Genomic DNA, 11,756 nt, shown 5'->3' on the forward strand with positions numbered 1-11,756 from the left:
TGCGCTTTTCTTCATTAGAATAGGAAATAACGCTGTGCCATCGGCAGCTCGGCGACCGGCTCGCACGTGACCGCCGCGCCGTCCACTTTCACCTCATACGTTTCCGGATTAACCTCGATCGCCGGGGTTTCCCCGTTGTGGATCATCTCCTTCTTTGTCACGCCGCGGCAGTTCCGGATCGGCTCAATCCGCTTCTGCAGCCCTAGCTCCCGGTGCACGCCTTTGTCATACGCCGCTTGCGAGACGAAGGTGATGCAATGTTTCAGCGCCTTGCCGAACGCGCCGAACATCGGACGACCGAACACCGGCTGCGGCGTCGGGATGGACGCGTTCGGATCCCCCATTTGAGCGTAAGCGATGATGCCGCCCTTCAGCACCATATCGGGCTTCACCCCGAAGAACATCGGGCTCCAGAGAACGAGATCGGCGAGCTTGCCGGTCTCGACGGACCCGACCAGATGTCCGATCCCGTGCGTAATGGCAGGGTTGATCGTATACTTCGCCACATAGCGTTTGATGCGGAAATTATCGTCTTCCGCGGAGGCGGCCGCCTCCGCCGTTTCGTCCGGCCCCATCAGTCGGCCACGCTGCTTCTTCATCTTGTCGGCGGTCTGCCAGGTGCGGACGATGACCTCGCCCACCCTTCCCATCGCTTGGGAATCGGAGCTGATCATGCTGAACACGCCCATATCGTGCAATATATCCTCCGCCGCGATCGTCTCCGGACGGATCCGGGAATCGGCGAAGGCGACGTCCTCGGGAATCCGGCTGTCCAGATGATGGCAAACCATCAGCATATCCAGGTGCTCCTCGACCGTATTGACGGTAAACGGCCGCGTCGGATTCGTCGAGGAAGGAAGCACGTTCAGCTCGGAGGCGATGCGGATGATGTCCGGCGCATGGCCGCCTCCCGCTCCTTCCGTATGGTACGTATGGATCGTGCGCCCGCCGATCGCGCGAATCGTATCCTCCACGAAGCCCGCTTCGTTCAAGGTATCCGTATGGATCGCAACCTGAACGCCATACTGATCCGCAACGGTCAGGCAGACATCGATCGCCCCCGGCGTCGTGCCCCAGTCCTCATGCAGCTTCAGCCCGATGGCGCCGGCTTCCACCTGCTCCGCGAGAGGCTCCGGGAAGGAGGCATTGCCTTTGCCGGTAAAGCCCAGATTCATGGGAAACGCCTCGGCGGCTTCCAGCATGCGGTGAATGTGCCAGGCGCCCGGCGTACAGGTCGTGGCGCTGGTTCCCGCGGCGGGTCCCGTACCTCCGCCGATCATCGTCGTCACCCCGGACGAAAGCGCGGTCTCGATCTGCTGCGGACAAATATAATGGATGTGCGTGTCGATACCGCCTGCGGTTACGATTTTGCCCTCGCCCGCAATGACCTCGGTGGAAGCCCCGACGATCATATTCGACTGCACGCCGTCCATCAAATCGGGGTTGCCCGCCTTGCCGATACCGGCAATGACGCCGTCCTTGATGCCGATATCCGCCTTGACGATACCCCAATGATCGATAATGACGGCGTTCGTAATCAGCGTATCCAGAACCCCTTGGTCCCGGGTATGCCTGCTGGATTGTCCCATGCCGTCGCGAATGACCTTGCCTCCGCCGAATTTGCATTCATCCCCGTATACGGTGTAGTCCCGTTCGATTTCGGCCCACAGCTCAGTATCCGCGAGACGAATCGCATCCCCGGCCGTCGGTCCGAACATCAGTGCATACGACTTACGATCCTGATGACCCAATTAAAAGCCCTCCTCCCATTCCGCCAACCGGATCCGGACCAGCTCTGGCACCGTGCCCCGCTTCACCCGTCCCAGCGATAACCGGTTCAGGCCGTAAGATCGCTTATCCCCGCCCAGCTCCACGAGCCGGATCGGCTTCTCCTCCCCCGGCTCAAACCGGACCGCCGTTCCCGCAGGAATATCAAGCCGCATGCCGAAAGCGGCGGAACGATCGAACGAAAGCGAGCGGTTCACCTCGAAGAAATGATAATGGGAGCCGACCTGGACCGGGCGATCCCCCCGATTAATGACGATCAGCTCCGCCTTTTCCTTTCCAGCATTGTATTCGATGGAACCGGCCTTTACGCGATATTCTCCCGGAATCATGTTTTCTTGCCCCCTTAAGATGTAGGATAAGTAGAGAAACCCGGCCGCCCCTAAGCCCGAATCGGCTGATGAACCGTCACCAGCTTGGTACCGTCCGGGAACGTCGCCTCCACCTGCACCTCATGAATCATCTCCGGCACCCCTTCCATGACTTGCTCCCTCTTCAGCACCGTAGTTCCGTACTGCATCAGTTGGGCCACCGACAGGCCGTCGCGCGCGCCTTCCATGATCTCCGACGTAATGAGCGCCACACTCTCCGGATAATTCAGCTTGACGCCGCGATGCAGTCTGCGTCTGGCCAAATCGGCGGCTACGGTGACCAGCAGCTTCTCCTTTTCCCTTTCCGTCAAGTACATGGGACGCCTCCTCGCTTGAATCCGAATCTGAACCGCAATGAATTTCCAAACACGAATATTTGCCCTTTGATATGTCTATTATATTCGCGATTCCAATAGCTGTAAATATTAAATGTTATTTTTCTTAACATAAATAACCGCATAATTTCCGATTTCTTAGCATATTCTGGATAATATGGTACTTATCATCACAATTCAAGAGGTTTTTCATCCTGTTTCGAAACATAACTAAAAATATATGTAAACTATATTGACATATTAATTACATTACAATTATGATAAGGCTTGTAAAAGGACCATTACCAAAAATTAGGGGAGTGGTTCAGTGATGAAACCAAGAAGAAGAGGAATCACCGCACTCATGGCGGTCAGCTTAAGCTTCTCCGCGGTACTGGCCGGCTGCGCCACGGAGACGAAGCCCGCAGCCACTACGGCGTCCGCCAAGACGGACACGAAAGTGGAAGCGCTGAAGGACGGCGGAGACAATTTCGTGCCTGTCGGCATCGTACATTCCCTGACCGGTACGATGTCGATCAGCGAGGTGTCCGTCAAAGACGCGGAAATGATGGCGATCGACGAAATCAACAAGGCCGGTGGGTGCTGGGCAAGCAGCTGAAGCCGATCGTGGAGGACGGCGCATCCGATTGGCCGACCTTCGCCGAGAAGACGAAGAAGCTGCTCCAGAAAGATAAAACCGTCGTCATCTTCGGCGGATGGACCTCCGCCAGCCGCAAAGCGGTGCTGCCGGTCGTCGAGCAGAACAAGGGCCTTTTCTTCTACCCCGTGCAATACGAAGGTCTCGAAGCCTCGCCGAACATTTTCTACATAGGAGCGACCACGAACCAACAGATTGTCCCTGCTGTCAGCTGGCTGCTCCAGAACAAGGGGAAGAAGTTCTTCCTGCTGGGCTCGGACTACGTGTTCCCGAGAACCGCCAACAAGATCATTAAAGAGAAGCTCAAAGCCGAAGGCGGCACCTTAATCGCCGAAGAGTATACGCCGCTCGGCCACACGGACTACAATACGGTCATTTCCAAGATCAAGCAGCTCAAGCCGGACGTCGTGTTCAACACGCTGAACGGAGACAGCAACGTCGCCTTCTTCAAGCAGCTGAAGGATGCAGGCATTACCGCCAAGGACCTGACGACCTTATCTGTTTCGATCGCCGAAGAGGAAATCCGCGGCATCGGCACCTCCGTTCTGGAAGGACATTATGCGGCATGGAACTATTATCAAACGACCGACACGCCGGAGAACAAGAAGTTCGTGGAAGCCTACAAAGCCAAATACGGCAAAGACCGCGTAACAGACGATCCGATCGAAGCGGCTTACACCGGCGTCTATCTGTGGGCGGAAGCTGTCAAGAAGGCAGGCTCCTTCGATGTGGATAAAGTGAAGGAAGCATCCAAAGGACTGGAATGGAACTCTCCGGAGGGCAAGGTGAGGATCGACGGAGAGAACCAGCATATCTTTAAAACGGTACGGATCGGTGAGGTGCAGGCGGACGGCATGTTCAAAGAGGTATGGAACTCCGGGCAGCCCGTCAAGCCGGATCCGTTCCTGAAAACTTATCCTTGGGGAGCCGAGGTTAATAAGAAATAGACAATAGCGGCGAGGGGCTGCCTTCAGGCGGTCCTTTGCCGTTTGGGGAATCATCCCAGGACAAGGGGAACAAGGAGGATATTGTATGAGCCTGCTACTGCTTCAATTGTTTAACGGCTTGTCGCTCAGCTCCATCCTGCTGCTCATCGCGCTCGGGCTGGCTATTACCTTCGGGCTGATGAACCTCATCAACATGGCGCACAGCGAATTCATTATGATCGGAGCCTACATGGCATATACGATCCAGCAGCTGTTTCAAAAGCTTCTGCCTCCGTCGACCTTCGGCTATTATTTCGCCGTGTCGCTGCTCGTGGCCTTCGCCGTCGCTTTCCTGATCGGCTGGCTGCTGGAAACGACGCTGATCCGGCATTTGTACGGTCGCCCGCTCGACAGCCTGCTGGCCACCTGGGGCGTCAGCCTCGTGCTGCAGCAGCTGGCGCGGAGCGTCTTCGGAGCTCCGAACGTGGCGGTCACGGCCCCGGCCTGGCTGGACGGAGGTCTCGCGCTGAGCGCAGACCTGACGCTGCCTTATAAAAGGCTGTTCATCATCGCGCTCGTCATCGTCTGCATCATCATCATTTATTTGTACCTGTATCACACCCGCGGGGTGCAGGCCGTCATGCAGAACCGCGGCATGGCCGCATGCCTTGGCATTTCGACGCGCCGCGTCGACGCGCTCGGCTTAGCCTTCGGCTCCGGCATGGCCGGCATTGCCGGCTGCGCGCTCACGCTGCTCGGACCGATCGGCCCGTCCATCGGCACGTACTATATCGTCGATGCGTTCATGGTCGTCGTGCTCGGCGGCATCGGCAAAATCGTCGGAACCGTCGCGGGCGCGCTCGGCATTGGCATTTTTAACACCGCCTTCGAGTACACGACCAGCGCTTCCCTTGGCAAAGTCATCGTCTTTACGCTCATTATGGCCTTCCTGCAGTGGAAGCCGTCACGTACGCTGGACTGATCCCTAACGATAGGAGGCTGCATCATGACCCTGTTCAACCGCAGCATGAACGCCAAACTCGCGCTCAGTCTGATTCTGCTGGCGTTGATGCTGATCGCGCCGCTGTTCTTATCCGAGTTCCGCCCCGGGCTACTCGGCAAGTTTCTCGCCTACGCCATACTGGCCATGGGACTGGATTTGATCTGGGGCTACACGGGCATTCTGAGCCTCGGCCACGGCGTTTATTTCGGACTCGGCGCTTATGCCATGGCGATGCATCTGAAGCTGGCCGCTTCCGGCGGCGGACTGCCCGACTTCATGTCGTGGAGCGGCGTGGAGAAGCTCCCGGCGTTCTGGGCTCCGTTCGGCTCCCCTGCCGCCGCTCTGCTTCTTGGGCTGTCCGTCCCGATGGCCGTCGCCTTCATCCTCGGCTATCTGACCTTCCGGAACCGGATCCGCGGCTCCTTCTTTTCCATTCTCTCCCAAGCGCTCGTCATCATCACCGTTACCCTCTTCGTCGGCCAGCAGGACTATACCGGCGGAACGAACGGGCTCACCAACTTCGATACGTTCCTTGGGCTGAAGCCGGCGGAACCGTCCACGAAGCTGACGCTGTATTATGCGACCGTCATTCTCGCCTTAGTACCCTCCTGCTCTGCTTATGGCTTCCATCGAGCCGCCTGGGCAAAATTCTCGTCGCCATCCGCGATGCGGAGAACCGCGTCCGGTTCATCGGCTACAATCCGGTAGCCTACAAAGTGTTCATTTACTGCGTCTCCGCGGGGCTGGCGGGTTTCGCCGGCGTCATGTTCGTGCTGCAGGAAGGGATCATCTCCCCGGCCCAAATGGGGATCGTGCCTTCCATCGAGATCGTGCTGTGGGTCGCGATCGGCGGGCGCGCAACCATCTTCGGCGCCGTCATTGGGGCCGTGCTGACGAACACGGCCAAAACGACCTTCAGCGAGGCTTACCCCGAGTGGTGGCCGATCATTCTCGGCGCGATGTTCATTCTCGTCACGCTGTTCCTGCCGAAAGGCATCGTCGGGACGGTCAGAGACCGGGCGGAGCGAGCCGGCTGGCTCCCTGCGGCCAAGGCGCCGACCGCGCTTCCCACTTCCGCACCGCCGCTCGCCATCCGCGAGCTGGATAAAACACCGTAAGGAGGAGTAACCATGAGCCAGCATCAAACGTCGCTGCACAAGCAAGTCATGGAGCCTATCATTTCGGCTCGCCAGCTCGAGGTCGATTTTGACGGATTCAAAGCCATCCGCGGATTGGATTTCACGCTGCACCCGGGAGAGCTGCGGTTTCTTATCGGGCCGAACGGCGCCGGGAAGACGACCCTGCTTGACGTGCTGTGCGGCAAAGTGAAGCCGTCGAAGGGGCGCGTCCTGTTCAAGGGCTACACCGACCTCGCCCGCCATCAGGAACATCAAATCGCGCAGCTGGGCATCGGACGCAAATTCCAGGCTCCGTCCATTTTCGTAACGCTGACCGTTCAGGAGAACCTGCTGCTGGCGATGCGCCAGCAGCGCGGTCTGCTCAGTACGTTGGTCGCCAAGACGACGGCGGAGCAGCGCTCGAAGCTGCACGATTATTTGGAGATGATCGGCCTGACGAGCAAGCAGAAGGAGAAGGCCGGGGCCCTCTCCCATGGGGAGAAGCAGTGGCTGGAGATCGGCATGCTGCTGATTCATGAGCCGGAACTGCTGCTCCTTGACGAGCCGGCGGCCGGCATGACCGACAGCGAAACAGAAAAAACGGGCGAGCTGCTCCACCGCATCAGCGATCGGCAAACCGTGGTCGTCGTGGAGCACGATATGGAATTCGTCCGCCGGTTCGCGAAGACGGTCACCGTCATGCACGAGGGCATGGTGCTGCGGGAAGGGTCGATGCAAGAAGTGCAAAGGGACGAGAGGGTCGCCGAAGTATACCTCGGAAGGCGGGTGGAGCGCCATGACTGAGAGCGTGGCGGAGGGGCTTGAGCTGAAGGACGTGGAGTCGGGCTACGGAGAAAGCATGATCTTGCGGCAGGTTACGCTGAAGGTTGGGCCCGGGCAGGTCGTCTGCCTCATGGGACGCAACGGCGTAGGCAAGACGACCTTGATGAAGACGGTTATGGGCCTCCTTAAGCCACGGCGCGGAACGATCCGGTACGGAGGGGCGGACGTGACGTCCTGCTCCCCGGATCGCAGGGCCAAGGCCGGCATCGGCTACGTCCCGCAGGGCCGGGATATTTTCCCCCAGCTGACGGTGGAGGAAAATTTGCTGCTGGGGCTGGAAGCGGCGGACGCGAAGCTGCGCAAGGCCGGCATCCCGGACTTCGTCTACGAGCAGTTTCCGGTACTGAAGGAGATGCGCCTGCGTAAGGGCGGCGATCTGAGCGGCGGCCAGCAGCAGCAGTTCTCCATCGCCCGGGCGCTCGTATCGCGGCCCCGGCTGCTGCTGCTCGATGAGCCGTTGGAAGGCATCCAGCCGTCCATTGTCATGGAGATCGAGCGCGTCATCGGATCGATCAAAGCCGAGAGATCCATGGCCGTGTTGCTGGTCGAGCAGAGCCTGACGTTCGCCACCGGCATCGCGGATTACTATTATGTGCTGGATAAAGGTACGATCGTAGCCGAGGGCGGGTCGTCCGCATTAAGCGAAGAGCAGGTGCGTAAGCATCTGGCGGTGTAGCTTTCCCATGTTTAACCAAGCCGCTTTCGGGGTAACGTTAATCTATCCGATTTCCACGAGTCCAGGGCCGCGCCGGGAGAGGTGCAGCCCTGGCATTTGGGGGAGCTTTTCGTTTGTGCTATCATTAGCAGTGGAAGTCCAACCTTTTACCCGAGGAGGGAATTACCCCAATGACGACGAATCAGCAGATCGGAGATTTCGCGCTCTTAAACCAGGATGTCAAGATGCCATGGCTTGGTCTCGGGGTTTGGAAAGCCTCTCCCGGCGAAGCCGAGCAGGCGGTCGCCTCCGCGCTGAATGCGGGATACCGTTCCATCGACACCGCATCAGCCTACAACAACGAGGAAGGCGTAGGCAAGGCGATCGCCGCCAGCAGCGTACCGCGCGACCTTCTCTTCGTCACGACGAAGGTATGGAATGCCGATCAAGGCTACGAATCGACGCTCAAGGCATTCGAAGAGAGCCGTCGCAAGCTGCAGCTCGAAACGGTGGATTTGTACCTCATCCATTGGCCGGTGAAGGGCAAATACAAGGAGACTTGGAAGGCGCTCATTCATTTGCAAAAGGAAGGGCTAGTCCGCGCGATCGGCGTCAGCAATTTCCAGCCGCATCATCTGCAGGACCTGGAGGACAGCGGCGTCGTGCCGGCGGTCAATCAGGTGGAATTCCACCCGCTGCTTCAGCAAACGGAGCTGCGCGCCTACTGCAGACTGCATAACATCCAGCTAGAGGCGTGGAGCCCGCTGATGCAGGGGAATCTGGATCTTCCGCTCCTGAGCGAGCTGGCGGAGAAGTACGGAAAGAGCCCGGCGCAGATCGTTCTTCGCTGGGATTTGCAGCACGGCGTAGTTACGATCCCGAAATCGGTGACGAAGCATCGAATTGAGGAGAACGCCGGCATCTTCGACTTCGCCCTATCGGATGAAGATATGACCCGGATCGACGGTCTCAATCAAAACAAGCGCTTCGGCCCCGACCCCGACAACTTCAACTTTTAGTACATTAACACCGCTCCCTCGAGGGCGGTGTTTTTTCTTTCCCCTCATACCGTCTTGGGGGCTGTTTTTGCGCCATGCCTTAGGTTTTCGGGCAGCGACCGGAAGGGTTTAGCCCGCAGGTTCACCGGTGTTCATACAAAGCGCAAGCTTTTTGCCCCAAAGCCGCCCGTTTTTTTGTCACCAAACATTTGCCTATTCCATAGTATGATTGTGTGCTTTAGCCCAGCAAGGAGCAAGGGTGAACCGGGAAGCGAACCGCTCCCCTGGCGCTGCGCCCCCGGCACTTGCGACTCGCATTCCATACTTATTAAGTCGAGCTTCAAGCAGCTCGGAACGATCTTAAGGAGGAAGATAATCATGTATACCCATCCGTATCAAAGCCGTGCGTACGGCTACCCGCCGACGCAAGGAGGTTACACGACAACAGCCGTGGGGCAGCCCGTCTCCCCGATATCCGGCGGACCAGCCGGCGCACCAGCCGGCGCACCGTTCGGCGCTCCCGGTCAAATGCCTTTGGAGCAGTCGTACATCGAGAACATTCTTCGCCTGAACCTGGGCAAGATGGCGACGCTCTATATGACTTACGAGAACAACACCCAGTGGAACGCCAAAATCTTCAAAGGCCGTCTGGAAGCCGCAGGACGCGACCACATCATCATCAGCGATCCGACCACCGGCATGCGCTTTCTGCTGCTGATGGTGAACCTGGACTACATCACCTTCGACGAAGAGCTGAAATATTCGTATCCGTACGCAATGCCTACCCGCTGAGGCTGCGGGAGAATAAATTCTGGCTTATCAAGGTTGATGCGAAGCTATAAGCCCACGAAAAACTTATAAATTCTTATCAACGCAAAAAGACCGGAGTTGTCCGGTCTTTTTGCGCTCTTGCCTTTTATTCCTGTACAGATTGCTCCGGTTGAGGCTCCTGCGTTCCTGCATGCCGCGCGCGCATTTGCCGGATCGTCTCGATGCTCTCATAGAAATCGGGACTTGCGCTGAGCAGCCAATTGCGGTGACGCACCGCCATCTCGATTTGTTCAAGCTCACCGTAATTCCACGGATCACCGATGCCCGTAACGTAATCCTTCATCAGCATCAGAAACGCCGCGCTCCAGTCCCTCGTGCCTTTGATCGTCGGTACGAGCGGATAATACTGATCGTAAGCCGCCCGGATCAGCGCATGCACCACTTCCTGGTACAGGCCTGGAATTTCGGCTTCATTCACTTTCTCCGCCAGCGCTTCCGGCAGCTCCGGCTCGTCCGTCGAAGCGAATGCCTCGTACTCCTCGGCCGATACGAGCCCTTGGGCCTGGGCCATCCGTAGCTTCATGCGGTCCAGCGCAGGCTTATAGGAGGCCGGTACCGATATGGTCAGCTCCGGCTGCGGGTCGTCCAGATTAATGACGAACGATTCGCCCATCTTGTGAATGCGGGCATTGCCGCGAACGCCGAGCCAACGCAGGGCCAGCAGGGCATGCGTTCGGACCTTCCCGTCCAGCTGCTCGTTGCGGCACGCTCGGCGGAGCAGCTTCTCGCTCCGGTTATCCGGCAGCATACAGAGCATACGGATCGCGTTCAGCACCGTGTCCGGATGCTCCAGCCATGCGCCGATCTGGCGGTAAATATCGTCAACCGATTCGGAAAGCAGCCAGTCCAGCTCCATGCGCCGGCCGGCGAACTCCTCCAGATTCAGCATGCCTTGCTCCTTCAGCGCCTCTACGCCCTGCCTTGCGGCCATCTCGTTGTATGCGGTTTCCAATTCGTCGGCCATCTCCGCAAACGCAGACTTCTCCTGCGCTCCGACACCGAAGCGCTTGGACATGGCGCGCACCCACTCCGAGAGAGCGATCGGGCTTTGCTGGTACATCATCATGGCGAACGTGACCATGTCTTTATCGTAGGGCAGCTGCGCCTGCAGCGCGAACCGGGCAAGCACGGTCTGGGCGTCGTATTCTCTTCGCATCAAGCTCATCGCCAGGACGAGCCCGTTCCAGGCATTGCTGTTGTTTGAATCCTCAAGAACCGCGCGATAGAAGCAAAACGCCGCCGCGCCGTAGGAATCGGATTGTAAATAATGCCGGCCCATCGGACCGAACTCTGGTTGACTCATGGTTTGCTCATCCCCCACGCGTATAATATGTACAGTATACCCTACCCAAGCTCCCATGAAAAACCTTAATTTCTGCATGATGCAAATCCCCGGGAAACTTAATAAAAGCCTGAAGCCCTATGTCGGCTTCAGGCTGAGCTTGCCCAGAAAGTGGTGAAACCTTATCAGCGGGCTTCAGGCACTTATCCTTCCGTTTCTTCCGCTAAGCTACCGGTCCTTTCTTCGCTGCATCGCACGCAGCACCGAACGGAAATCCTCGTCCTTCAGCACAGACTTCTCTGCGCTTCCCCGAAGTCCGGCTTCCGTCGGCGCGTCCGGGAGGGGCTGCTCTTTGAATTGAAGCAGCGCCCGGCGGTAAGCCTCATCCCCCATCGGGACGGCTTCCTCCGCCTCGCGTTCCGCTCCCTCGTTTCCCCGCTCCGGATCATCTTCACCCGGTTCGGCGGAAGCGTACGGATACAGCTCAATCACCGGCGATACGGAAGCCTCTTCCTCCGGCTGCCTCTTCGCGTCCGCGGCCGGGGCCGCGTCTCCGCTCGCCGGCTCCGCTGCCGGGCGTTCGAAAGGCTGCGGCTGCGAAGGCTGCTTGTCCTCCTGAGCCGGACTCACCGGATACTGCCTCTCGCTCCGCTTGACTGGAGCTCTGCCGGAGAACCATTTTACATTAAAGGTGACGAGAGCGACAAGAAGGACAAGTCCGGCAACCATGCTAAGGATCGCAATCGGCATAGCCCTTCCTCCTTGTATGCTAAGAGCAGTTACCGATTCTTTAATGAATTGGAAATTGCTCTTATTTAATTTTTGTTCTTTGAAAAATGAATTTTGATTTATTTATCCGGTTGAGGACGTAGCCCAAGCGAAGGCGCGGGAGTCGTCCCTCCGGGACGAAAAAAATCTTTTAAAAGGTGTTTACGATCTTGTGATGTCTTTGGGAAAATGCCAATAGGTGCT

At 58.0% G+C, this 11,756-nt stretch carries 10 protein-coding genes and 2 pseudogenes; 7 read left to right on the forward strand and 5 right to left on the reverse strand.

Annotated features, from left to right (window positions below; translation table 11 throughout):
• Positions 1–14 precede the first annotated feature (14 nt).
• Genes ureC through O9H85_RS35285 form a run of 3 tightly spaced genes read right to left on the reverse strand, consistent with a single transcriptional unit; the run spans position 15 to position 2,473 of the window.
• Entirely contained in the window at positions 15–1,751 is a 1,737-nt protein-coding gene (ureC, locus tag O9H85_RS35275; RefSeq protein WP_269886039.1) for an urease subunit alpha, read from the reverse strand.
• Positions 1,752–2,117, reverse strand: a complete 366-nt coding sequence (locus tag O9H85_RS35280; protein ID WP_269886040.1) for an urease subunit beta — start codon at positions 2,115–2,117, stop codon at positions 1,752–1,754.
• Positions 2,118–2,167: 50 nt separating this feature from the next.
• Positions 2,168–2,473 (reverse strand): urease subunit gamma, encoded by a 306-nt coding sequence (locus O9H85_RS35285; protein WP_269886041.1) that lies wholly within the window; start codon positions 2,471–2,473, stop codon positions 2,168–2,170.
• Between the two features lie 526 nt (positions 2,474–2,999).
• On the opposite strand from O9H85_RS35285, the pseudogene urtA reads away from it, so the two are divergent.
• From urtA to gerQ, 7 genes and pseudogenes are all read left to right on the forward strand, one after another.
• A pseudogene (gene urtA, locus O9H85_RS35290) lies at positions 3,000–4,075 on the forward strand (urea ABC transporter substrate-binding protein).
• Between the two features lie 85 nt (positions 4,076–4,160).
• Positions 4,161–5,036, forward strand: coding sequence for an urea ABC transporter permease subunit UrtB (gene urtB / locus O9H85_RS35295; RefSeq protein ID WP_269886042.1), 876 nt, complete (start codon positions 4,161–4,163; stop codon positions 5,034–5,036).
• Positions 5,037–5,060: 24 nt separating this feature from the next.
• Positions 5,061–6,175, forward strand: a pseudogene (gene urtC / locus O9H85_RS35300) (urea ABC transporter permease subunit UrtC).
• A 48-nt stretch (positions 6,176–6,223) separates the two neighbouring features.
• The gene (gene urtD, locus O9H85_RS35305) at positions 6,224–6,979 is read left to right on the forward strand and encodes an urea ABC transporter ATP-binding protein UrtD (protein WP_269886048.1); all 756 of its coding nucleotides are present in this window, start codon (positions 6,224–6,226) and stop codon (positions 6,977–6,979) included.
• Entirely contained in the window at positions 6,972–7,694 is a 723-nt protein-coding gene (gene urtE / locus O9H85_RS35310) for an urea ABC transporter ATP-binding subunit UrtE (protein WP_269886043.1), read from the forward strand. The genes urtD and urtE overlap by 8 nt, the downstream gene beginning before the upstream one ends.
• A 170-nt stretch (positions 7,695–7,864) precedes the next feature.
• Entirely contained in the window at positions 7,865–8,692 is an 828-nt protein-coding gene (locus O9H85_RS35315) for an aldo/keto reductase (protein ID WP_269886044.1), read from the forward strand.
• A 357-nt stretch (positions 8,693–9,049) separates the two neighbouring features.
• Entirely contained in the window at positions 9,050–9,463 is a 414-nt protein-coding gene (gene gerQ, locus O9H85_RS35320) for a spore coat protein GerQ (protein ID WP_269886045.1), read from the forward strand.
• Positions 9,464–9,587: 124 nt separating this feature from the next.
• Here the strand turns inward: gerQ and O9H85_RS35325 are convergent, their stop codons facing one another.
• Both O9H85_RS35325 and O9H85_RS35330 read right to left on the reverse strand, forming a co-directional pair.
• Positions 9,588–10,805: a HEAT repeat domain-containing protein gene (locus O9H85_RS35325; protein WP_269886046.1), complete on the reverse strand. Its 1,218-nt coding sequence runs from the start codon at positions 10,803–10,805 to the stop codon at positions 9,588–9,590.
• 207 nt (positions 10,806–11,012) lie between these two features.
• On the reverse strand, positions 11,013–11,534 hold the full coding sequence (locus tag O9H85_RS35330) for a hypothetical protein (RefSeq protein ID WP_269886047.1): 522 nt from the start codon (positions 11,532–11,534) through the stop codon (positions 11,013–11,015).
• Positions 11,535–11,756 lie beyond the last annotated feature (222 nt).

This window comes from Paenibacillus gyeongsangnamensis, from assembly GCF_027533625.1.
Taxonomy (GTDB): Bacteria; Bacillota; Bacilli; order Paenibacillales; family NBRC-103111; genus Paenibacillus_G; species Paenibacillus_G gyeongsangnamensis.